Source organism: Halorubellus salinus, from assembly GCF_020567525.1.
GTDB classification, from domain to species: Archaea; Halobacteriota; Halobacteria; order Halobacteriales; family Natrialbaceae; genus Halorubellus; species Halorubellus salinus.
Genome location: NZ_JAJCVI010000003.1, coordinates 59,588 through 80,443, shown reverse-complemented (window position 1 = coordinate 80,443; position 20,856 = coordinate 59,588). Strand labels below are relative to the sequence as shown.

At 67.9% G+C, this 20,856-nt stretch carries 18 protein-coding genes; 9 read left to right on the top strand and 9 right to left on the bottom strand.

All coding sequences use genetic code 11. The features are described from left to right. Nucleotides 1-46: 46 nt before the first annotated feature. Nucleotides 47-712: a helix-turn-helix domain-containing protein gene (locus tag LI336_RS08725; protein WP_227132736.1), complete on the top strand. Its 666-nt coding sequence runs from the start codon at nucleotides 47-49 to the stop codon at nucleotides 710-712. A gap of 237 nt (nucleotides 713-949) precedes the next feature. Beyond that, nucleotides 950-3,352 (top strand): outer membrane protein assembly factor BamB family protein, encoded by a 2,403-nt coding sequence (locus tag LI336_RS08720; RefSeq protein ID WP_227132735.1) that lies wholly within the window; start codon nucleotides 950-952, stop codon nucleotides 3,350-3,352. 28 nt (nucleotides 3,353-3,380) lie between these two features. Here LI336_RS08720 and LI336_RS08715 read toward each other — a convergent pair whose 3' ends face one another. Next, complete coding sequence (locus LI336_RS08715) at nucleotides 3,381-3,833, bottom strand: universal stress protein (protein WP_227132734.1); 453 nt, start codon at nucleotides 3,831-3,833, stop codon at nucleotides 3,381-3,383. A 166-nt stretch (nucleotides 3,834-3,999) separates the two neighbouring features. Beyond that, a complete protein-coding gene (locus LI336_RS08710; RefSeq protein WP_227132733.1) occupies nucleotides 4,000-4,893 on the bottom strand; it encodes a universal stress protein in 894 nt (297 codons plus the stop codon). A 172-nt stretch (nucleotides 4,894-5,065) separates the two neighbouring features. Here LI336_RS08710 and LI336_RS08705 point away from each other — a divergent pair, with 172 nt between their 5' ends. Both LI336_RS08705 and LI336_RS08700 read left to right on the top strand, forming a co-directional pair. Next, entirely contained in the window at nucleotides 5,066-6,286 is a 1,221-nt protein-coding gene (locus tag LI336_RS08705; RefSeq protein ID WP_227132732.1) for a hypothetical protein, read from the top strand. Between the two features lie 254 nt (nucleotides 6,287-6,540). Then, on the top strand, nucleotides 6,541-7,263 hold the full coding sequence (locus LI336_RS08700; RefSeq protein ID WP_227132731.1) for a profilin-fold protein: 723 nt from the start codon (nucleotides 6,541-6,543) through the stop codon (nucleotides 7,261-7,263). 158 nt (nucleotides 7,264-7,421) lie between these two features. On the opposite strand, the gene LI336_RS08695 is transcribed toward LI336_RS08700, so the two are convergent. After that, complete coding sequence (locus tag LI336_RS08695; protein WP_227133215.1) at nucleotides 7,422-7,805, bottom strand: hypothetical protein; 384 nt, start codon at nucleotides 7,803-7,805, stop codon at nucleotides 7,422-7,424. Nucleotides 7,806-8,121: 316 nt separating this feature from the next. Here LI336_RS08695 and rdfA (LI336_RS08690) point away from each other — a divergent pair, with 316 nt between their 5' ends. Both rdfA (LI336_RS08690) and LI336_RS08685 read left to right on the top strand, forming a co-directional pair. Then, a complete protein-coding gene (rdfA, locus tag LI336_RS08690) occupies nucleotides 8,122-8,721 on the top strand; it encodes a rod-determining factor RdfA (protein ID WP_227132730.1) in 600 nt (199 codons plus the stop codon). 118 nt (nucleotides 8,722-8,839) lie between these two features. Next, complete coding sequence (locus LI336_RS08685; RefSeq protein ID WP_227132729.1) at nucleotides 8,840-10,801, top strand: archaea-specific SMC-related protein; 1,962 nt, start codon at nucleotides 8,840-8,842, stop codon at nucleotides 10,799-10,801. A 242-nt stretch (nucleotides 10,802-11,043) separates the two neighbouring features. On the opposite strand, the gene LI336_RS08680 is transcribed toward LI336_RS08685, so the two are convergent. Then, nucleotides 11,044-11,301, bottom strand: a complete 258-nt coding sequence (locus LI336_RS08680; protein ID WP_227132728.1) for a DUF7861 family protein — start codon at nucleotides 11,299-11,301, stop codon at nucleotides 11,044-11,046. A 98-nt stretch (nucleotides 11,302-11,399) separates the two neighbouring features. Next, on the bottom strand, nucleotides 11,400-13,361 hold the full coding sequence (locus tag LI336_RS08675) for an archaea-specific SMC-related protein (RefSeq protein WP_227132727.1): 1,962 nt from the start codon (nucleotides 13,359-13,361) through the stop codon (nucleotides 11,400-11,402). Nucleotides 13,362-13,552: 191 nt separating this feature from the next. Between LI336_RS08675 and rdfA (LI336_RS08670) the strand changes: the two genes are divergently transcribed. Continuing rightward, nucleotides 13,553-14,203, top strand: a complete 651-nt coding sequence (gene rdfA / locus LI336_RS08670) for a rod-determining factor RdfA (RefSeq protein WP_227132726.1) — start codon at nucleotides 13,553-13,555, stop codon at nucleotides 14,201-14,203. Between the two features lie 39 nt (nucleotides 14,204-14,242). On the opposite strand, the gene LI336_RS08665 is transcribed toward rdfA (LI336_RS08670), so the two are convergent. The 3 genes from LI336_RS08665 to LI336_RS08655 all read right to left on the bottom strand — a co-directional run bounded on the left by LI336_RS08665 (nucleotide 14,243) and on the right by LI336_RS08655 (nucleotide 18,773). Further along, entirely contained in the window at nucleotides 14,243-15,454 is a 1,212-nt protein-coding gene (locus LI336_RS08665; protein ID WP_227132725.1) for a TrmB family transcriptional regulator, read from the bottom strand. Nucleotides 15,455-15,762: 308 nt separating this feature from the next. Next, nucleotides 15,763-17,460 carry a CRTAC1 family protein gene (locus tag LI336_RS08660; protein ID WP_227132724.1) on the bottom strand — a complete coding sequence of 566 codons (1,698 nt, stop codon included), beginning with the start codon at nucleotides 17,458-17,460 and terminating at the stop codon, nucleotides 15,763-15,765. Then, entirely contained in the window at nucleotides 17,457-18,773 is a 1,317-nt protein-coding gene (locus LI336_RS08655; RefSeq protein WP_227132723.1) for a DUF7405 family protein, read from the bottom strand. Before LI336_RS08655 ends, LI336_RS08660 begins: the two co-directional genes overlap by 4 nt. A 209-nt stretch (nucleotides 18,774-18,982) precedes the next feature. On the opposite strand from LI336_RS08655, the gene LI336_RS08650 reads away from it, so the two are divergent. Next, entirely contained in the window at nucleotides 18,983-19,891 is a 909-nt protein-coding gene (locus LI336_RS08650; RefSeq protein WP_227132722.1) for a HEAT repeat domain-containing protein, read from the top strand. A 113-nt stretch (nucleotides 19,892-20,004) separates the two neighbouring features. Continuing rightward, nucleotides 20,005-20,454, top strand: coding sequence for a universal stress protein (locus LI336_RS08645; RefSeq protein ID WP_227132721.1), 450 nt, complete (start codon nucleotides 20,005-20,007; stop codon nucleotides 20,452-20,454). A 38-nt stretch (nucleotides 20,455-20,492) separates the two neighbouring features. Here the strand turns inward: LI336_RS08645 and LI336_RS08640 are convergent, their stop codons facing one another. Next, the gene (locus LI336_RS08640; RefSeq protein ID WP_227132720.1) at nucleotides 20,493-20,720 is read right to left on the bottom strand and encodes a hypothetical protein; all 228 of its coding nucleotides are present in this window, start codon (nucleotides 20,718-20,720) and stop codon (nucleotides 20,493-20,495) included. Nucleotides 20,721-20,856 lie beyond the last annotated feature (136 nt).

Sequence of the window (20,856 nt, the reverse complement as noted above, 5' to 3'; positions counted from 1 at the left end):
GACAAACCGACAGGGTCGTGGTGTTCGTAGCCGAACACGTTCACAGATGCCCGAAGCACGTCTCACGCTCTCCATCCCGGAGCACGTCTGGATCGGCGAGATATCACGACGCTACCCCGAGGCGGAGGTGACGATCGTCGCCGCCGTCACCGACGACGACGCCGGCGTCGGCGTCGCCGAGATAACGAGCGACGACCTGCTCGCCGTCGTCGAGGACATGACCGACCACGACACCCTGGAGTCCGTGGAACTCCTCGAACACCACGGGAACACCGCGATGGTCCAGTTCCGGACGGGTGAACCGATGCTGCTGTTCGCCGCGCGCGGCAGCGGCCTCCCCGTGGAGATGCCGTTCGACATCCATGACGGCGACGCCACCTGGGAGATCACCACGACCCGAGAGACGCTCTCGGAGCTCGTCACGAAACTCGACGCGTTCGGCATCTCCTTCGAGGTCGAGGAGCTCCGCGAACGCGTCGACGCACCCGAATCACCGCTCACGGAGCGCCAGTGGCGCCTCGTCAGCGAGGCCGTCGAACGCGGCTACTACGACACGCCTCGCGGCACGACGCTCACCGAACTCGCGGACGCGGTCGGTATCGCGAAGTCGACGTGCAGCGAGACGCTGCATCGCGCCGAGGAACGCATCGTCAAGCACTTCGTCGAGACCGCGACCCGCCCTCGCGACCTCGCAGCGACCCTCGAGGACTGACGCGACCGGACTCGAGGCCTCGGACTCGACGCCCCGGGTGCGATGGGGCGACGAACGCGTTCTGGGAACCCGATACCGGCGACGCGGTCGTAGCTCCGGGCATGGCCCCCGGGGACTGGGACGGCGCGCTCTCAGGCGTCGACGCCCCCGCTTGCGGCGTACGCGTGGACTGAACGACGACCACTCAGGTACCGGTTCACAGAAGACTTATCCTGAACTCGTCACGATTACGGCCCGATGCCCTCCCAGGACGACGACGCGGCGACGAGCGACGGTGCCCGGTCGCCGTCGCGGCGCGGCCTCCTCCGGACCGGCGGCGCGCTCGCGCTCGCGGCGGTCGCGGGCTGTAGCACCACGCGCTCGCCGACGAGTTCGACGGAGTCGAGCACCGACGCCGGTGTCGAGACGAGCACGGAACGGCCGACCGACGACCCGCCGTCCGGACCGGCAGCCCCGCCGCTTCGCGGTCCCTGGCCGACCGTCCACGCGGACGCCCGGAACACGGGCGCGGTCGAGGCGTCGGGACCGCAGGGGCCGCCGGCGCTCCAGTGGCAGAGCGGCGTCCGACTCGACACCGAACTCACGGCCGCGAGCGGCCCGGACGGCCCGGTCATCACCCAGCGGAACGGGACCGTCGTCGCGTACGACCACGACGGCGGTGTCCGCTGGCGGGACCGCCACGACGAGGACTTCGTCGCCGCTCCCGTCGTCGCCGCGGACGGCACCGTCGTCGTCGGGACGCTCGACGGACGGGTCACGGCGTACGACGCGAACGGCGACCGCCGCTGGGAACGCTCGACGCAGGAGGGGCTGTTCCCGCCGCACGCGAACGACGCGACGCCGTTCGCGGTCGTCGACGACGTCGTCTACCTCGCTCACCCCCGCGGGAGTGCGTACGCGTTCTCGCTCGCGGACGGAACGGAGCGGTGGCGAGCGAGCGTCCCGCGGCGCTGTCATCGACCCGCGTTCGCCGACGGTACCGTCGTCCTCACGTCTCGTGGGTCGCGGACGGGGGACGACGACGCCAGCCCGGTCCTCGCGCTCGACGCGACGGACGGGAACGAGGTCTGGCGGACGAGCGTCCCCGGAACGGTCTCCATCGGCGCGGGCGTCGACGGCGAGGTGGCGTACGTCGGCACCATCGACGGCCGCCTCTCCGCGCACGCCGTCGCTGACGGCGGCGAACGCTGGGCGGTCCAGCTCGACAGCGAGGCGACGCCGTGGATCAGTTCGATACCGACCGCGTTCGCGGACCGGGTCTGGGTTGGAACGCTCGGCGACGGTCTCTACGCCGTCGACGCGGACGGCGTTCGCGCGCACGTCGACGTCGACGCGGAGACCACGCCCGCGGTCGGCGACGGTCGACTCTACGTCGGGAGCAGGGACGCCGAATCGAGTGATGCGGACGCGAACGGGTCGGTCGTCGCGGTCGACCCCGACGGCACCGTCGCGTGGCGAACGGGAACCCGCGGGCAGCCCGACGCGCAGGTCCAATACGGGGACGGTCAGGTCGTCGTCGGCACGCACAGCGGCGTCGTCGAGGCGGTCGACGCGACGACCGGCGACCGACGCTGGCGCGCGTTCGAACGTCCCGCGTCGCTCCCGTCGCCGATAGTCGGCGACGGCGCGCTCTACTGCGGGAGTCGCCACGACGCCGTCAGCGGGTACGACGCGAGGAAGGGCGAGAGTCACCTCTGGCACGTCGAGCTCGGCGGGCCGACGCCGGGCGCACCGGTCTCCGCGGGTGACACCATCCTCGCGGGCAGCTGGAGCGGGGAGGTCGCGGGAACCCCACCGCACGAGCACGCCGACCCGCCGACGGACCCGATGACGAGACCCGACCGGACGACGACGACCGTGCACGTGGACGCGCCGAGTCCGCAACCGCGCTGGCGCGTCGACCTGGACGGACCCGTCGGCGACTTCGGCTACGGAACGCTCAGCGATTCTGATACCCAGGACGAGAAGCCGGTCGGTGGCGCGTTCGTCGGCGCCGGGTCGCGCGTCGTCGCGCTCACGGCGAACGGCGCCGTCCGCTGGGAGCGCGACGTCGGCGCACGCGTCGCCACGAGTCCAGCGGTCTTCGACGGTCGCGTGTTCGCAACGACGACCGACGGCGACCTCGTCTCGCTCGGCGAGCCCGATGGCGACGTTCGATGGCGGACGGACGTCGGCGACGCGGCCACCGCGCCGGCCGTCGTCACGTCGCCGTCGCCGACGCTCGTCGTCGTCGGGACGGACGAAGGAGTCGTCGCCCGGCACGCCGCGGACGGCGAAGAAGCGTGGACCGCGAGCGGTCCGGGTCGGGTCCGCGGAGCCCCCGCGCTCGGGAGCGACGGCACCCTCGTTGCAGCCGACGACGCCGGGGTCGTCCGCGGCCTCGACGCCGCGTCCGGCGACGAAACCTGGCGCTTCGAGGCCGAGGGCGCGGTCCACGGCGCTCCCGCTCTCGCGGACGGCGTCGCGTACGTCGGCACTCGCGGCCGTCGCCTCCTCGCCATCGACGTCGACAGCGGGAGCGTCGAGTGGTCGTTCGAGCTGGGGGACTGGGTCGACGGGTCACCGGTCGTCGCCTACGGCGCCGTCTTCGTCCCGACGCAGGCCGGCACCATCGACGCCGTCGTCGCCGACCCCGCGTGACGCGGGTTCGCTCGCGTCGACCAGGCGCCTAGCTCTCGTCGACTTCGCTCTTCACGATGGTGACCGGCCGGTCGCTCATCCGCGCTACCCGCTCCGCGACGCTCCCGAGGAGCCGCCGGTACTCGCCCGAGCGCTGCTTCGTCCCGACTATCGTCACGTCGACGTCGACCTCGTCGGCGTACGCTAGGATCTCCTCGTGCGGAACGCCGTGCCGGAGCACCGTCTCGACGGCCACGTCCGCCGCTCGCGCACGCTCGGCGATGGCGTCGACGGCGTCGCCCCCGGCCTCCTCGAGCGCGTGCTCGAGGCCCTCGTCTTCGTGCACGTACTCGTCGCCGGGATACGACCCGACGGTGTCGGCGTCGACGACGTAGAGCACGTGCAGGGTCGCGTCGTACTGGCTCGCGAGGTCGATGGCGTGCTCGACGGCGTCCGCGACGCCGGCGCTGCTGTCGGTCGGCAGGAGGATGTTCTCGTACATACCAGCACAGACGCTCGGACGAATCGTATAGCTTCCTCTCGGTTCCACGTCCGTGAGAACGAGCGAAAGTCACTGCGCGATGACGCGAAAGCGAGCGACCGAGGTGGCGGCGCGAGCGACTGGGACGCCAGCGCGAGCGACCCGGCGGCCGGCGCGAACGACCGTCTCAGTCGTCGCCGTTGCGCGCGTTCACCGCGAGCACCGGCGCGTCGGCGTGCCGGACGACGCGCTCGGCCGTACTCCCGAGGAGGTAGCGGTCCAGGCCCGTGCGGCCCGTCGTCCCCATCGCGACCAGGTCGATGGCCTCGTCCTCGACGTACTCGAGGAGCGCGTGCCCCGGCGACCCCTTCAGGACCGCGGTCTCAGCCGCCAGCCCCGCGTCGCGAGCGCGCTTCGCGACGTCGTTCGTCGCTTCCTCGCCCGCCTCCTCGAAGCGTTCCAGGAGCTCCGTCGCGGGCGCTTCGCCCGCCGACGCGGCGAGCGACGACACGTCGACGACGTTCACCGCGTGCACGGTCGCACCACCGACCGCGGCGAGCGCGAGCGCGTGCTCGACCGCCACGTCCGCGTCCTCGCTCCCGTCCGTCGGCACGAGCACGTTCTCGTACTCCTCGAGCGAGCGCGCCGCCTCGAGGTCCCGCACCGTCAGCACCGGCACGTGCGTCCGGCGGAGTACGCGCTCCGTGACGCTCCCCGCGACGTACCGGTCCACGCCCGTCCGCCCGTGCGTCCCCATCACGAGCAGGTCCGCGTCGACCTCGTCGGCGTACCCGACGATGGACTCCGTCGCGTGCCCCTCCACGAGCGCCGACTCCACGCGCTCGACGCCGTCGAGCGCCGACCGCGTCGTCCGGATCGCGCGCTCGCCCTCCTCGCGGAGGCGCTCGCGGGTCTCGTCGTCCACCTCCCCGCGCTCGAAGACGCTCGACGCCGCGTCCTCGTCGACGACCGACACGACGTGCACCGTCGCGTCGAACGCCACCGCCACCGCGGCCGCGTGCTCGGCCGCTCGCTCCGCGTACTCGCTCCCGTCCGTCGGCACCACGATGGTCTCGTACATGTTCGTACGTACACGTTCGCCGACCAGTGAAATAACCCGGTCGTCCGTCCCCATCGACTGAGAACGACGGGGCCGCTCTCGCCGACCGGACGCCGACCCCACGTCCCGTCGGTCGTCGCCGCGACGGACCGACGACTCCTTGGGGGCGCAACTCCGAGTGCGAGCACGACCGATGGCCGACTCCCCCTCGCCACCGCAAGCGGACTCGACGCCCGAGCCGACGACACGCCAGGAACGCGTGTTCGACCGCATCTGGACGCAACTGCCCGCTCAACAGAACCCGACGTCGTCCTCGTGGTGGTTCTTCATCCTCTTCCCCGAGGGCGAGGACGGGTTCGGGCCGCGTCAGATGATGTTCTCCATCGCGGCGCGCGTCGGCGACCAACTCCGCGTGAACGACGTCACGCTCCCCGGGATGGACCTCGACCGCGAGATCGAGGGCGGCGTCGACGAGTTCGACGTCATCTCCGTCGGCTGGGACGGCGACGACGAACGCATCGACGAACGCATCGTGAACCAGCCGGCGCGAGCGACGCTCTCCGCCGACGGCAGCATCGAAGCGTGGACCGAGACCGAGGACGGCGAGCGTCGCGGGAGCGCCATCCGCGCCTCCGAGGACCGACCGCTCGGCCTGGAAGCCGAGTTCGCCGGCGAGAAGGGCAGCGTCTCGTTCGAAGCGTCGGGCGACCTGGACTCGGCGACCACGGCGCCCGTGCAGTCGATGGACATGGACACCCCCCTGGGTGGCGCGGACGTCGTCGCGTTCCGCCAGATGCACTTCGAGGGCGAGTTCGACCTGCCAGCGGGCACCGAGACGCTCGAAGGCTCGTGTTACTTCCAGCGCGTGTGCTTCAACGTCCCGCTGTACCCCTGGAAGTGGGTGTGGGCGGTGTTCCCGAACGGGGCGGCGTTCTCCGCGATAATCCCGTTCCTCGGCCCGCACGTCCTCCGCGAGGGCTACGACTTCTACGAGTCCGACGCGCTCGAACGCGCCACCATCCCGTTCCGTACCTCGGGGTTCTTCAGTCCCGCAGACGGGGGCGACGTCGTCCGGTTCGACGACATCTCGATCGAACCCGTCCTCGAGGCCGACACCGCCACGGTCGCGCCCGACGCCGACCACGCCGACGGCGACGCTCACCCCGACTTCGTCGTCGAGGTGTCGAACGACGACGGCAACTTCGTCGAGTTCACCGCGTCGACGTACGGTCACGCCCGGAACTACATCGACCGCCCCCTCCTCGGCGGCCGCATGGAGTCTCACTGGAGTTACAACGAGTACCTCTTCGAGATGACGGACCTCGACGGTCGCGTCCGCGACCAACACCTCTCTTCGGACACGATGGGTGACGCGTACGGCACGCTCGAATACAGCACCGGACTCGGGCTCTGAGACGTCCGATTCCACCCTGGAACGCGAGACGACGGGGTTAAGCCATCCCGCCGAGTAAGACCCGTCGGAGCCGGCGGGGGAGAGACGTAGGATACCTCGCCCCCAACTGCTCCATCTTCAATACTCGCGAGCGACAGCGCCGCCATCTCCGCGAGCGACAGCGCCATCCCGATTCTCGCGTGCGCTCCTCGACGACGTCGATCGTTGCGGCGACGACCGGTCGTCTTATGCCGGTCGCGCGCCCCGTGTCGGACGTGACAACGTGGCCGCCTGCGGACCCGACGGACGCGTCGACGATAACCGACCAGCGCGACGAACTCGTCGCCGCCGTCCGCGACCACGCCGGCCGCCTCGCGTACCAGCTCGCGCGCCTGGAGGGCGGGGACTACGGCGACTGGTCCACCGACGGCGAACACGGCGAGTGGACGGTGAAGTACGAGGGCGGGGACCTCGACTATCTCAAGTACGCGCCCGATAGCGGGAGCGACGTCTACGTCGTCTCCACGAAACGCGACCCGGAACCCGAGGGGCTCGCGACCGCACTCCGGGATTACGACGCGCTCGTCGACGGGTTCGCCGAGTACGTCGACTCCGTGTCGGGCATCCTCGACGACGTCTCCACGGACTTCCCCGCGGTCGCGTCAACGGACACGGTCGTCGCGGAACGCGACCGCGTCCTCGACCGCATCCGCGAGGTCTGCGACCGGATCGCCGCGGAACTCCGCCGGTACGAGGGCGGCGACTACGGGACGTTCACCGCGCGCGTCGACGGCACCCGCTGGGAACTCAAGTGGGACGAGGACGGCGCTTCCTACCTCCGCGTGAACGGCTCGAACGGCGTGTACGTCCTCTCGCAGTACTCGCCGCCGTCCGCGGACGACCTCCGGGAGTACGCCCCCCAGTTCCACGGCTTCGTCGACGCGTACAACGCCGAGGTCGACGCCCTCGAATCCGACCTCGCCACCATCGAACTCTGACTGTCGACCGCCGACAGGAACTCACCGGGTCGTCAGCGTTCGAACCGCACAGCAGTCGCGCGCTGAAACATCTCGACTCCGTAGCTATGAATCGTTTCTGACAGAAACCTGTCGTGGCCTTCTGAGTGGACTACTCGCCGCCCGGTAGTCCACGGCCGTCACTGCCGGTCGTACCGGAAGAAGTTCGATCGCCCACGAACGCCAAGATGGTTGCCGGCGCTACTGGCGTCGAGGCCACCGGTGTCGGGGCTACTGGCGTCGAAGCTACTGGCGTCGAGGCTACTGGTGTCGGGGCTACTGGCGTCGAAGCTACTGGCGTCGAAGCTACTGGCGTCGAGGCTACTGGTGTCGGGGCTACTGGCGTCGAAGCTACTGGCGTCGAGGCTACTGGTGTCGGGGCTACTGGCGTCGATGCGTGTGAAACCGCCTTTCAGGACCTCGCTCCGGAATCGCGGGCCCGACGGATTCTCGTCAATGCGTGCGTCCGTGGCGGATGGCTCGGTGGCCTTTCTTCGGTTCGAAGATCGCGTGGGGCACGGCATCCCGGAAGGGAGTCACGAACACGGATCCGGGGACGACCCAGGGGGAACCCGCACCTTGGAAGGTCGGTCGTCGATTCGCCGGACAGCACCCTCCAGGGGGTCCCAGACGTCGTCGCATCCGCCAGTAGGCCGAACTCCAATGTCGCTCCTTCAGCGTCGGGGGACCGCGTTCTGACCAGCAGCCACCACGCCGGCAAGACTATGACAAAGATAGTATAAATACTCATAATTGGCAGAATATCCACGAGAAACTCTCGGTTCGCGGCGTGTGTCGACGCGACAATCCGTTACGGCCTTAAACTTGTAACGAAGATGCATGGACATGACCGACGACGCCGCCTGCTCGTGCAAGGTCACCCGTACCAGAGACGAGTTCGACCTCGAGATGGACGACGAGTCCCTCGTCGCCGCGTGGCAGGACGGGACGAGCGTGCGCGAGCTGACCCGCTCGTTCAACGAAGCCCTCATCGACGCCCGCGTCGACCGTCTCGAAGGCTCCAGCACCACCTGGAACCGTCTCCCGATATACGACGCGCTCAAGACCGACGACCTCTCCGAAGCCGACGTCATCGAGACCCAGCGGGAACTCGAACGTCACGGCGTCGACCCGGACGAACTCCGATCGACGCTCATCTCCCATCAGACGATGTACCGGCACCTCACGTCGTGTCTCGACGCGTCAGCCAGTCCCGACCCCACGCCCGAGGAACGCCGCGAGAAAGCGCGAGACACGGTGTACGCGCTCCAGCGACGCACGACGCTCGTCACCGAGTCGACGATCGAGACGCTCCAGAACACGGGGACGACGGACCTCGGAGACCCCGACGTCCTCGTGGACATCCAGGTCCTCTGTCGAGAATGCGGGTTCTCCGCGGACTTCGATACCGCACTCACCGACGGCTGTAACTGTCCCTGAAACGCGCCACCAGGACCCCTGGCGACGGCCTGCAGTACACCAGCACTCGTCGAGCGTACGTGTCCGCTCGACTGAACGAACAGCAAGACCCTTAGTATAGAATTGAAAACATGGTGGCATGGAATCGACTGAATCACTCGCCACGCCCTTATCGCTGTCAGTCGAGAACGTCGGCGGCATCGACACCACCAGCGTTCGACTCGACCCCGGCGTCACGGTCCTCGAAGGCCGGAACGCCACCAACAGGACGTCGTTCCTGAAAGCCGTGATGGCGTCGATGGGAAGCGACCAGTACACGCTCAAAGGTGACTCCGACGCTGGCCGCGTCGAACTCGAGGTCGAGGACACCGTCGTCGAACGTCGGTTCGAACGCCGGAACGGAGCCGTCACCGCGCTCGACGACGGGTACCTCGACGACCCGGAACTCGCGGACCTGTTCGCGTTCCTCCACGAGGACAACGAGGCACGGCAGGCGGTCGCACGCGGCGACAACCTCCACGAGATAATCACACGACCGATCGACACCGTCGAGATCGAAGCCGAGATCGAGCGACTGCAGGCGACCAAACGCCAGATCGACGAGCAACTCGAACACATCGACGAGCGAGAACGGGAGGAAGCCGAGTTACGAACCCGCAAGACAGAACTCGAATCCCAGATCGCGGACGCCGAGGAGCGACTCGCGGAGCTCGAAGCGGAGATCGAGGCGACGGACGCGGACCTGGAGGCCGAGCAGGAATCGAACGGCGCCGTCGAACGCGACCTCGACTCGCTCACGGACAAGCGCTCCGAACTCGAAGAGCTCCGGTTCGAACTGGAGACGTTGAACGAGACGATAGAGTCCCTGGAGTCCGAGCGGGAGGCGAAACGCGAGCAGCGCGAAGCGATCGCCGTCGACCCCGACACGGACGTCGCATCGCTCCGGAGCGAACTCAAGGACCTCCGTGACCGACAGCGTCGGGTGACGTCACAGATGAGTGAACTGCAGAGCATCATCCAGTTCAACGAGAACATGCTCGAAGGTACCGACACGGAGATCGCGAGCGTCCTCAGGGACGACGACGAGACCGAAGCCGAGGCCGACGGGCCGCTCACCGACCAGCTCGTCGCGGCGGAGACGGTGGTCTGCTGGACGTGCGGGTCGGACGTCGCGGAGGAGGACATCGAGGAGACGCTCGAACGCCTGCGGTCGTACCGTCAGGACAAGTTCGGCGAGCGACAGTCCCTCGAATCGGAGATCGACGACCTCCAGGACCGGGTTTCGTCGCTCGAGGCCGCCGAGCAGGAACTGGAGGACCTGAACGAGCGCCTCGCGGAGATCGACGCGGCGATCGACCGGAAGCGAGCGCGGATCTCGGACCTGGAGGACCGGAAGACGGCCCTCCACGACGAGATCTCGGAGCTCGAGGACGCCGTGGAAGCGCAGCAGTCGTCGGACTACAGCGAGCTCCTCGACCTCCACAAGGAGGCGAACAAGGTGGAGCTGGAGCTCGAGCAACGCAACCGCCAGTTGGCGTCGGTCGAGGAGGACCTTGCGGAGGTGGAGTCGCTCCTGGAGGAGCGCGAGGAGTACGCGGAGCGACGCGAGCAAGTGGTCTCGGAGCTCCAGGACCTCCGGAATCGCATCGACCGGCTCGAGGACGATGCCGTCGACGCGTTCAACGAGCACATGGCGGAGGTGCTCGAGGTACTGGAGTACGAGAACCTCGCTCGCGTGTGGATAGAGCGGCAGACGCGGGAGACGCGCGACGGCCGTCGGAAGGCGCTCGAGAGCTACTTCGAACTCCACATCGTCCGGGAGACCGACGACGGGGCGGCGTACGAGGGAACGGTCGACACGCTCAGCGAGAGCGAACGCGAGGTCGTCGGACTCGTCTTCGCGCTCGCCGGGTACCTCGTGCACGACGTTCACGAGTCCGTCCCCGTGATGCTCCTGGACTCGCTCGAAGCGATCGACGCCGAGCGCATCGGTCGGCTCGTCGAGTACTTCGCTGATTACCCGGACTACCTCGTGGTCGCACTCCTTCCGGAGGACGCAGCGGCTGTGGACGTCCAGCACACCGTCGTTCAAGAGATCTGACGCTGCAGACTTCAGGGATTCTCCCCGTCCCACTTCGGTTTAGGCCCGTTCGGTCTCTGAACGGTAGCACCCAGACACCTCGATGCGAACGACGATACTCACAGCGGACCGCCAGCCAAACAGCCCATTAACATAACCTGGCAGTCATATATATAAATCTGTCAGATAACTCCCTACACCGTCCCGTCGTGCGCGTCAGCATCGACGTTCGGTGAGCGGTGAACCTGACGGCCGGCGTTCTTTCATGTCCCGCCGTGCTCGCGGAACCATACCGTCTCACCGATGGGTGATTCGTCGTCCTCGACGTCGAGGCGCCCGAGGAAGAGGTCGCGGACCGCGAGCGTGACGACCAGTTCGACCACGCCCCGGTCTCCTCCGTTCTCGGGTTCGACGGCGACGACGCAGTGCCCATCGCGTTCCTCGATGGTTCGGATGATACCACGCGTCCATCGGTCGACGTGATGCGTCGGTTCGCGAGCGTGAATGCGGTCGTGAGGCATCGAACTATGCGAGAGATACGGGCCCGAGACGGTAAAACGAACCGGGTACTCCCACGAGCGTGGCGGGTTCGGGAAACGGCAACCGACCTGCAGCCGATTCAGATCTCGGTGACGCGACTGTAGTCGTCGTCGAGCGCCTGCGCGTCCTCCGGGAGGAGCGCCACGACGAGGTACTCCGGGAACGCCGAGAAGTACTCGACGAGCGCCGCGATCCGGTCCGAGTCGATGGCTTCGAGCGAGTCCAGCAGCATGAACGGGACCGTCTCGTGGACGTCGTGGACGAGATAGCCGGCGAGCGCGAAGATGAGCCCCGTCACCTCGCGCTCGCTCTCGCTGAGGTGGTCGATGGTGTCCTCGTACGCCGTCCCGTTCTCGGTCGTTCGGACGACGTGCAACTCGAAGACCGTCCGCCCCACCTTCTCTCGCCCTTCCCGGACCGTTCGCTCCAATCGCTCGATCCAGATGCGCTCGAGGTTCTCGTACCCGAGGACGTCCAGTATCGCGTCCATGTGTTCGTTGAACGCCTCCACGGCGTCCGCTTCGAGCCGGTCGATCCGCGTCCGAACCTCGGTCAACTCGTCGAGCAGTTCCTCCCGTCGCTCCCTGAGGTCGTCCGCACGCTCCAGTTCCGCCGCTATCGTCTCGATCTCGTCCGTCACCGACTCCAGGTCCGCCTCCAGTTGCTGCAGTTCGAACTCGAGTTCGTTCGCCTCCCGATGGAGCGCCAGGACGTCCCCGAACTCCGCGGACTCCAAGTCGTCGACGGCGGCCTGTAGCGACTCGATCTCGGCCTGTAACTCGTCTCGCTCGCCCTGCAGCGACTCGATCGCGGACTGGTGACGGTCGATCTCCGCGTCGATATCGTCGATCTTCGCGCGCGCTTGCTCGCGGTTCTCCTGCTTGCGCTTGGCTTCCCGCCGAGCGGACTGGACCTCCTCGAGGTCCTCTTCCACCGCCGAGACGTCGTTCATCTTCGCCTCCCGCGTCTCTCGGAGCGTCGCGAGCGTCGACTCTATCTGCTCGCGGTCGACGGTCGTCCCGCACGTCCAACACGCCACGTTCGACGACTCCGACCCGAGCAACTGGTCCGTGACCGACTCGTCGCCTGCGTCGGTGTGGTCGCCCGCGAGCGCAGCCAGGAGGTCGTCGTTCGCCTCCGAGAGCATGTCCTCGTTGAACTGGATGACGCTCTGTAACTCCGACACCTCCCCGTTCAATCGACGTTTCTGCTCGCGTAACGCCGCGAGCTCGTCCTCCAACGCCGCGTGCTCGTCCATCGGCGCGTCCGGCAGTTCGTCGAGCACCGCCTCCAACTCGCGACGCTGTTGTTTGAGCGACGACACGCTCTCGGTCTTCGTGTCGATGTCGCGCCGGATGGACTCCAACTCGCTGCGCGTGTCGCTGAGCGCCTCCAGCTTCTCCTGTAACCGCTGCTGGTCCTCGCGACTCTCCTCCAGGTTCCGGTTCGACGCGTCGATCTCGGCTTCTTTCGCTTCGAGCGCGTCCTCCACGTCCGCGATCTCCTCGCGGAGGTCATCGCGGCGCGCCTCGAGGTCTGGGAATTCGCGCTTCCGCGAGTCGAGGTCCGCGAGTTCGTCGTTGATATCGGCCTTCTCGGCTTCGAGACGCTCGATCTCGCGCGTGAGCTCGTCGACGTCGACGGGCCGCATGATGATGTCGAGGAGGTCGTCGCCGCGCGCGACCGCCTGCCGTGCCTCGTTGTTCTCCAACAGGAACGCGAACAGGTCCGCGACCGTCGGGTCGTCGAGGTACGGCTCGCCGCTGTAGGTGACGGTGCCGTCCGCTCGTTCGAGCGTCCGCGTCGCCGTCACGCCGTCGAAGTCGAGCTCGACCGACCCGGCGTCGGCGTCGCCTTTCAGTGTCGCTCGACGACTTCCCATCGCCGCCATTATCGATTGGAGGAACGACGTCCGGTTCGTGGCGTTCTTCCCGCTGAGTACGGTGACGCCGGGCGGGAGGTCGACGGCGGTCTCGTCGATGCCACCGACGTTCGACACGGAGACGCGTGCAGTCGCACCCGACGCTACGTTCGCTTTCATGTACGCACGGTGTTCACGAGAGCATAAAAACGTTGCACCCGCAGTCTGCGAGACCGCGACCTTGGAGGTGGGCCGCGTCTTCGACGGGACCGGCAGCGTCCCCGATACGCCGGGTCGACCGTCGAGTGTCGACGGGTCGACGTCGAGCCGTGGACGAACGGTTTTATGCGGTCGCTCGCGTACGGTTCCGTATGGACGAGACGGACGACGAGGACGAGGGGACGCCGTCGACGAAGGTGGGGCGGCTCCTGGAGTCGTACGACTTCGACCCGGGGTACGGGGCGGAACTGGAGGCGAGGTGGACGGGCGAGCGCGGGGAGCGAACGAGCCTCCGGGACCTCGCGGACGCGTTCAACACCAGGTTACTCGAGTTGGCGTTACGGTCGGCGGGAGCGTCCGTCATCGACGGTGAGGTCGACAACCTCTATCGGCTGCTCACCGACGAGGAGGCGAGTGCGGGCGGTCGCGTCGAGGCCAGGGGTCGGCTGGAGCGCGAGGGCGTGGACGTCGACCAGCTCGAGGCGGACTTCGTCACGTATCAGGCCATCCGCTCGTACCTCAAGGACGTTCGTGGCGCGGAGCACCAGTCGACGTCGCCCGAGAAGCGAGTCGAGAACACGACGGAGACGGTCGAGCGACTGCTGTCACGCGTCCAGTCGGTCGTCGAGTCGGACCTCGCCGGCCTCCGGCGCGCCGACCGCATCACGCTCGGGGACTTCCATCTCTTCGTCGAGGTGAACGTCCTCTGTCGAGACTGTCAGGCGCAGTACGGCGTCGTCGAACTCCTCCGGCGAGGCGGCTGTGACTGCGAGTCATCGGCGTCGCCCCGACAGACGGAATAACGAGATTAGTGGTGTTATTCCTATTTGGCGTCAGTTCGTTCACGAACCCTCCGAGGGCGTCGTCCCCGAACCCTCGGCACGTCCCGATCCAGTTCCGTCCGTAGACGGCGATTCCGCGTCGGCCGACCGCGGTCCGGAACCACCCGACTCGACTTCGTCGACCGGGTCGCGCTCGACCGGATTCGGCAGGTGCAGGTCCGCGACGACGAGCTCGTGCACCTCCATGTCCTCGAAGACCGCGCCCCACCCCCCGATGGAGTACGAGCCGTGCTCGGTCTGGAGCTCCACCGTCGCGAACCCGGCGAGCTGTTCGAGCGACGGCGTCTCCGTGTCGAACTCCGAACCCGTGTAGGAGATGTTCGTCACCGGGCCACTGACCGTCCGCATCCGCTCCTCGTTGTTGTCCCAGCCGTGTGCGACGACGTGGATGCCGACGCCGTCCCAGTACAACTCGACGAAGTCCTGGATGAACTCCTCGATGCTGATGTACGGGAGCGGCCCGTCGCGCGTGGTGTGAACCTGCGGTTGGACCGCCCAGAGGCACGTCTGGAAGTACCAGTGGAAGATGAACGAGAGGATGTCGTCGTTGACGATGACGCCGTAGGGGTCGCGGCTCCGGTCGTTCGGCGCGAAGTACGTGTGTCGCCTGTCGACGACGGCGAGGAACGGCCCCGGTATCTCGCACTCGCGGACCTCGAGCACCGCGTCCTCGAGGTCGAGTTCGTCCAGGACGTTCGTCGACGCGGACTGATTGTACACCGATAGTCGAACGATGATGCCGTCGTCGTGCGCGTCCCGGAGCGCGGGGAGGAGCGACTCGACCTGGTCGATCGTCGCGGCGAGCTCGATGGCGTGGTCGGCTTCGGCGATGGAGGAGCGGACGCGGTCGTGTATCGTCGACTGGTGCTTGACGACGCTCATCTGGTGGTCGGTCTGATGCGGTTCCTTCCATCGGTCCTCTATCTCGTCGGCCGTATCCTTCAGGACCTCGCTGTAGCTCCGGAGGTTGTTGAGGACGTCCACCGGGTCGCGTGGCCGCGCGTGCAGTTGCTCGCGGTCGATGGTCTCGACGTACCCTTCGTCCTCGAGGTCGTCGAGGACCTTGTATATCTGGGACATCGGAACGGACGATCGCTTGGCGACGTCGACCGCGGGAGCGATCCCGAGGTCCAGGAGTGTGAGATAGGCGTCGGCCTGGTACGAGGTCAGACCGGCGCGTTCGAGCGCGTCCTGCATTTCCTCCGATTCCATGGTCCCGCTTGTGCGGTGGGAACCATAGTCATTCCGTTCCCTCAATATCACGAGCACCGCCATCCGCGACGAACGTATACGCAGACTGGTCGTACCGGAATGGAGATACCTCGTACTGGAATCGACCGACCGGAGCCGTCCGTATCGTGCCCGGATCTCTTTGTTGGGTCGAACAAAATGGACTGCTGACTCTTGCTGGGCAGACGGCCGTTCGCGAAGCGGGGCCCCTACAGGCGCTGGCTCGTCGATGGCGAGCGCGATAGAAGAGAGACGGCGGGCGAGTGCGGGCGACCGCTACGAACCGGCTGCTACGAACCGTGGTCGTACGTCGAGACCACGGTGACGCCGTCCGTCGCGATGCGGAGGCGCGCGTTCACGGGCACGTCCTCGAACGTCCGCGTCGTCCCGTCCGGCCATTCGACGGTGATGGTCACCGTGCTCGCCGCTCCGAGCCCGACGTGTTCGACCCGCGGTTCCTGCGAGAGGTAGTCGACGTTCGCGGTCTGCCGGACGACCGTCTCGTCGCCGTTCGCGGAGACGGTGACGACCGCGCCGAGCGCCGTCGCGCCCTCGCCGTCGACGACCTCGAACGCGACGCTGTTCCCGTCCACGACGGTGTTCTCGTAGACCGTGACGGGCCCGCCGTACGTCGCGGCGACGACGTCCCGGTCGCCGTCGTTGTCGTAGTCGAGACTCACCATCCCGCGGCCGTTCCGTTCGGCGACGCCGCGCTCGCTCGCGTCCCTGGACTGGAACGACGACCCGTCGCGCTCCCAGACCATCGCGTACGTGTAGTGCGGGTCCTCGGGGTCGATACGGAGCACGTGCTGGGTGGCCTGCCAGAGGTCCCGGTCGCCGTCGTTGTCGAAGTCGGTGAGGCTCGCCGCCCACCCCCACCCGCCCCGACGGACGCCGTACGCGTCGGCGCGGTCCTCGAACCGGCCGTCGCCCCGGTTGACCAGTAGCGTGTTCCCCTTCGTTCGCCCGGAGTGGATGACGAACTCGAACAGGCGCTCGTAGCGCTCGTAACGCTCCGCGGACATGTTCTCCTTCGATATCGGGAGGTAGATGTTCGACACGAACACGTCCGGGCGGCCGTCGCCGTTCACGTCCGCGACCTCCGACGCCATCCCGTTCCGCGCTGTCGCGCCGCCGAGCAGTCGTCGTTCGAACGTCCCGTCGCCCTGGTTCACGTAGACGGTGTCGTTGTTGTAGTCGTTCGCGACGTGGACGTCCGGGTGGCCATCGCCGGTCAGGTCGACGAAGCTCGCCGCGAGACTCCACGTGTCGCCAGTGATGCCGGTCGACTCGACGCGCTCGAATCGGCGACTCGACTCCGACGGTTCGCTCGGGGCGACGTTCTCGAACAGCACGTTCGGGTTCCCGTTGTCGTCCGCAACGTGCCCGGTGTCGTCGAAGTACCCCTCGGGCTTCCCGTTCGCCCAGTCACCGGACTGGTACACGAACAGGTCGAGGTCGCCGTCGCCGTCGTAGTCCGCGACGGTCGCGCCCTGTGGATACGTGAGGTTCCCGATGCCGAGGTCGGTCCGCTCGAAGGACCCCTCGTCGTTGTGGAGCGCGACGGGTGGCGCGTCCTCTGCGAGCAGGAGGAGGTCCGTCCAGCCGTCGCCGTCGTAATCGAAGAACACCGCACTCCGGAACGCTCGCTGGAGGGCCGGCAGTCGCTCCGAGCGCGCGAACGTCCCGTTCTCGTTCTCGTAGAGCACCGGCCGGTCCCCGCCGAGTGCGAGGACGTCCGTCCAGCCGTCGTCGTCGACGTCAGCGGCGAACACGCCCGCGTTCCCGTTCCCGATACCGCTCGCGTCGTCGGTGTAGTCGATGCCGGCGTCGTCGGTCGCCGCCCGGAACTCGATCTCGGGGCTCGGGGCCTCGGCGTCGAACCCGAGCGCGCCCGATGCGACCGCGAGACCACCGACGACGGCGGCGACGACGACCGCCACGGCGACGATCCGGGCGCGGCCCGCGAGGAACGTTCGGACCCTCATCGATGCACCGGGAGTGCGAGGTCGTCCCGAGACGGAATCAGGTACGTGCCTCGCGAGCGCGTCTCGAGGTAGTCGACGATGCCGTGCCGTTCGGCGGGAACGTCCACGTCGTACTCGTCGACGTTCATCGCCGTGCGCGTGTCGACGAAGTCCGCGACGGTCTGCTGGACCGACGAGAAGTTGAACTCGGTGTCGTCGACGGCGTCCGTCGCGACGCCCTCCGAGCGCCGCAGGATGACGGTCTCGAAGTCGTCGTCCCGGGCGCGAGCGAGCTTCTGGGAGTGCCCGACGGTCCCGTGCTCGTCGGCGTGCGCGTCGATGGCGTCGACGTCGTCCTCCGTGATGCCGCTATCGCCGCCGAGCTTCGACCCGGTCTCGCCGACGTCGTCGGGGTCGTGAGCGGGACAGAACATCTCCGCGGTCCGCTCGCCGTGGGACTGCTCGTACCAGCTATCGAGGTCGATACGGAGCCGCGAGACGGCCTGGGTGGTTCCGCCGGCGAACGGCCCTTCCTGGAGCGTGACGCGGTCCTCCGCGGGGAGGCTGTCCCGGAACCCGGACTTGAACCCCATCGAGAGCGGCGCCTCCTCGGGGACGTCGTCGTTTTCGAGCTTCTCCGCCGGCAGTCCCTTCCCGACGACGCCGGTCCGTCGGTCGACGCGAGCGAACACGCCGTCGAGCGACGCGTCGACGCGCACGCCGTTGACCGTCTCCGTCTCCCCGAAGAGCGCTGCTTCGGCGGCGAGCACGATCGACCCGAAGTCGCTCGTCAACACGAGGAGCGCGTCGTGACCGTTCGCCTTCGCGGGGTCCTCGCCGACCGCGTCGAGCACGTCCTCGGGCGGGTCGAGCTGGTCGGGCACCGCCCCGAACCGCTCGAAGTACCGCGGCGCGTACCCGAGCGTGTAGAGCAACCCGTCGTTGATTGCTGCGCCCGTGCGCGTTCCGGTCCCCCAGCGGAACGCGTGGTCGAGCGTCTCGAACGCCGCCGTGACCTGCTCGCGCTCCGCGACCGTGGGTTCCGTCTCGCTCTCGTAGGAGAGGCCGAGGAGCAACTGGTGCTGGGGGAGCACGGTGTTCCCGTGCGCGTCGCGAACGAGGTGGTCGCCCCAGCGGTGCTGTCCGTCCGGCACGACCGACGGGTCGCCCTGCGGGAACTCGGCGCTCTCGGACTGGTCTCCACTCGTCGACGTCGTGGACTCGTCGCCTCGCTCGCGGTCCATGCAGGCCGCGAGCGCGCTCGTTCCGCCGATGGCCACGGCCGCCTTGACGAACTCGCGTCGCTCGATACCGCGAGCGCTATCGAATCGCATCGTTCCTAATCGACCATGATACTACAAAAAAGTACCCCGGACGTGTCGATGCGCGACGACCGCCGACGGTCAGCTCCCGTCCTCCACGGTACCATGACCGGTCGCCGTAATCGATGGCGTCGTCATCCGGGCAGTTGCCGTGCACCGCTGCAGCGCGACGCGCGTCCCCACCACAACGCTCTTGTAGGAAGAACTGAATCTTCCATACCATGGTTCTCGAGTCAGGGCCGCTCGCCGACGTCGACCCCGAGACGGCCAGCGTCACCGACCTCTCCGTCACGAGCGTCGAGCGAGCGCTCGAATCGGGCGACCCGCTCGTCCGCCAGCACGCCACCGACGTCTGCGTCCAGGCAGCCGTCGACGACCCGGCCGCGATGGGGCCGTTCGTGGACGTCCTCGTCGACGCACTCGACGACGAGAGCGTCGTCGTCGTACAGAAAGCGGCGGCGGCGCTCGTCCCCGTCGCGGAGGCGGCCCCGGACGCGTTCGGAGACGCCGTCGACGAACTGGTCGCGCTCTACCAGCACGACGTCTCCACCGCACGGGCGTACGGGGCGAAACTCCTCGGGACGCTCGCCGTCGAACGGCCGGCGCTCCTCGTCGCCCACGTCGACGCCGTCGTCGACGCGCTCGACGCACCAACGCAGGAACTCGACGCGGTCTCCAGCACAGCGGACACCGCACCCGTCGACGACGAGGTCCGGGCCGCGATGTCACAGCACGACGACGCCGAACTGAAACGCGAGCAGGCGAGCCGCGAGACCGTCGCGAACGTCGTCGTCGCGGTCGCGGAAGCCCACCCCGAGGCCGTCGCCCCACACCTCGGCCGGATCGCCGACGTCACGTACGCCGCACCGACCATCGTCGCCGCCGCGTTCGTCGACGCCATCGCGACCGTCGCCGAAGCCGACCCGGACGCCGCCCGCGACACCACCGCGGTCCTCCTCGACCTCCTCGACCACGACCACCCGATGCTGCGCGGTCGCGCCATCCGCGCGCTCGGGTTCCTCGGCGACGACGAAACCATCGACCACCTCCGCCAGGTCGCCGCCGAGGACCCCGACGCGGACGTCCGCTCGCTCGCCGCCGAGACCGCCGACTTCCTCGAACCGAACTGACGCGACAACTGAGGAGCCCGAGCCGACCGCGCCGACCGCGCGAGCGGTCCAACTGGCTGCGCCGACAGCCCGGCGATGGTTTTAACTCGACACCGAGTGCTTTGTTGAGTCGAATGGAGCGAGGACTCGTACTCGTCGAGCAGACCGTGGACCACCTGGACCTACTCGCCGAAGCCGTCGAACACGCCCTCGGCGCCGACGCGGACCTCGTCCTGCTCACGACCATCACGCACGAACAGTTCGAAGACGACACCCAGATGCTCGAGACCATCGGCCACCTCGAGAACACCAGTTACGACACCGGCTCGGTGCTCGACCGCGCCGTCGCCGACGTCCGCTCGTTCGTCGCGGACGACGTCCCCGACGACGTCGACGTCACCATCGTCGCTCGCGCCACCGACGACCCCGGACAGGCGCTCCTCGACGTCGGCGACGAACACGGCTGCGACCACGCGTTCGTCCTCGGCTCGCGTCGCTCGCCGGCCGGAAAAGCGCTGTTCGGCGACGTCGCCCAACAGGTCGCGCTGAACTTCGACGGCTACGTCACGCTCGCGACCCAGTGACGTCACGACCCGGGACTCCTTCTCCCGACGACCCTCACTCAGGGCTCGCGCCGTGCACACACGAGCGACGTGCCGCCGACGAGCACGAACGCACCGACGAGGAGCCCGATGTCCACGATCGCGATCGCGTACGGGCCCGTTCCCGGCTCGAGGAACGGCAGCGAGAACACGAGCAGGACCGTCATCACGACCAGGAGCGCGACCAGTCCACGCATCACGTCCTGGTACGCACAGAGCGTCTCGAAGAGCGGACCGGTATCGACCATACGTCGACGTGGTAGCGGGGTGGTAAGAACGTTGTCGTCGGGTTCGGTGTGGTGGTGGGCATGACAGAGGCTCGATGCGGCCATCGGCCCTCAGACCGATGGCACGCGGCCCCGACGTCAACTCCCACCCCGCTCG

Bases quoted from the DNA above. Each gene is read 5' to 3' on its own strand.
- LI336_RS08655 (WP_227132723.1), bottom strand. From the start codon at position 18,773: ATGCGATTCGATAGCGCTCGCGGTATCGAGCGACGCGAGTTCGTCAAG.
- LI336_RS08640 (WP_227132720.1), bottom strand. From the start codon at position 20,720: ATGGTCGATACCGGTCCGCTCTTCGAGACGCTCTGTGCGTACCAGGAC.
- LI336_RS08720 (WP_227132735.1), top strand. From the start codon at position 950: ATGCCCTCCCAGGACGACGACGCGGCGACGAGCGACGGTGCCCGGTCG.
- LI336_RS08680 (WP_227132728.1), bottom strand. From the start codon at position 11,301: ATGCCTCACGACCGCATTCACGCTCGCGAACCGACGCATCACGTCGAC.
- LI336_RS08710 (WP_227132733.1), bottom strand. From the start codon at position 4,893: ATGTACGAGACCATCGTGGTGCCGACGGACGGGAGCGAGTACGCGGAG.
- rdfA (WP_227132726.1), top strand. From the start codon at position 13,553: ATGGACGAGACGGACGACGAGGACGAGGGGACGCCGTCGACGAAGGTG.
- LI336_RS08685 (WP_227132729.1), top strand. From the start codon at position 8,840: ATGGAATCGACTGAATCACTCGCCACGCCCTTATCGCTGTCAGTCGAG.
- LI336_RS08665 (WP_227132725.1), bottom strand. From the start codon at position 15,454: ATGGAATCGGAGGAAATGCAGGACGCGCTCGAACGCGCCGGTCTGACC.
- LI336_RS08715 (WP_227132734.1), bottom strand. From the start codon at position 3,833: ATGTACGAGAACATCCTCCTGCCGACCGACAGCAGCGCCGGCGTCGCG.
- LI336_RS08695 (WP_227133215.1), bottom strand. From the start codon at position 7,805: ATGCCGTGCCCCACGCGATCTTCGAACCGAAGAAAGGCCACCGAGCCA.
- LI336_RS08675 (WP_227132727.1), bottom strand. From the start codon at position 13,361: ATGAAAGCGAACGTAGCGTCGGGTGCGACTGCACGCGTCTCCGTGTCG.
- LI336_RS08650 (WP_227132722.1), top strand. From the start codon at position 18,983: ATGGTTCTCGAGTCAGGGCCGCTCGCCGACGTCGACCCCGAGACGGCC.
- rdfA (WP_227132730.1), top strand. From the start codon at position 8,122: ATGGACATGACCGACGACGCCGCCTGCTCGTGCAAGGTCACCCGTACC.
- LI336_RS08660 (WP_227132724.1), bottom strand. From the start codon at position 17,460: ATGAGGGTCCGAACGTTCCTCGCGGGCCGCGCCCGGATCGTCGCCGTG.
- LI336_RS08725 (WP_227132736.1), top strand. From the start codon at position 47: ATGCCCGAAGCACGTCTCACGCTCTCCATCCCGGAGCACGTCTGGATC.
- LI336_RS08645 (WP_227132721.1), top strand. From the start codon at position 20,005: ATGGAGCGAGGACTCGTACTCGTCGAGCAGACCGTGGACCACCTGGAC.
- LI336_RS08705 (WP_227132732.1), top strand. From the start codon at position 5,066: ATGGCCGACTCCCCCTCGCCACCGCAAGCGGACTCGACGCCCGAGCCG.